General features: G+C 26.9%; 1 protein-coding gene. It reads right to left on the bottom strand.

The annotated features are described in order from the left end of the window. Window positions 1–882: DDE-type integrase/transposase/recombinase (locus tag EPJ72_RS12860; protein WP_158636909.1), on the bottom strand; the 882-nt coding region annotated here is incomplete at its 3' end. Window positions 883–979: the final 97 nt, after the last annotated feature.

The raw sequence follows: 979 nt of genomic DNA, 5'->3' as shown, positions 1-979 counted from the left end.
TTTGATTGTAATATAACCTAACGAAGAAATCAATCTTTGATTGTTATAAAAATGTGTATATTCTTTTAATTTTTCTCTCAATAATTCTACTGTGATATTTTTATTTAATCGTGAATAAAATTCTCTTTCGTCTATGCCGTGTACTCTTTCTACTACACCATTGTATCTTGGTGTTGCTACAGGAATATATCTCCTCTCTAATTTATTTTTCAAGCAGTATTCATCAAAAATATTGATTTTAGAGGTATTGATACAACGGTATGTATATTCCATACCATTATCGGTCTGTATAGCCTGTATCCTAAAAGGTGAAGTTTTTAAGACATATTTTAAGAAAGATAAAGCACTATAAGGTGTTTTATCTTCATAGATTTGCCTCCAACTATAACGAGTAGCTAAATCTACAGCAGTGAATTGATAAACTCTTTTTCTGCCTAATTTGATATATTTAGTGTCTATTTGAACTATTTTGCCTTCTTTTTGTATTTTAGAGACAAATTTACGCTTATCATATCGCTTCTTTTTCTTTTTTATTTTGTATCTCCAAAGATTATTTCTTTTTAGTACATTCTCTATAGCTGTAACACCTATCTTAATGCCTTCACGATTTAAATATGCTTTAATATAATGCTTACCTCGATATTCTTTAGTATAGAGTTCAATAATTAAATTAATAGCTTCTTGATTATTAAAGATATTTGGAGAAGTTTTCGGTCTAGTGCTAAAATTAGCGACAGTTTCAGTGTCTTTATATTTTTTAAGCCAAGCATAAAAAGTAGATTTGGGTATTTCTTCTATCTTTAGAAATCTTTTAATATTTTTAGTTTTTAATGCTTCATCCACTATAAATAATTTAAATTCTGTGCTATAATCTTTTTTCATAGTAGTATCCTTTATTTATTTTCTATATCAAAATATTATAACAAGGATACTGCTTTTTTTATACTAAAAAATGTCCAATATCTCACACTCCTAAACA

This window comes from Brachyspira pilosicoli, assembly GCF_008016535.1.
Taxonomy (GTDB): Bacteria; Spirochaetota; Brachyspiria; order Brachyspirales; family Brachyspiraceae; genus Brachyspira; species Brachyspira pilosicoli_A.
This window is presented reverse-complemented; position numbering and strand designations above follow the sequence as displayed.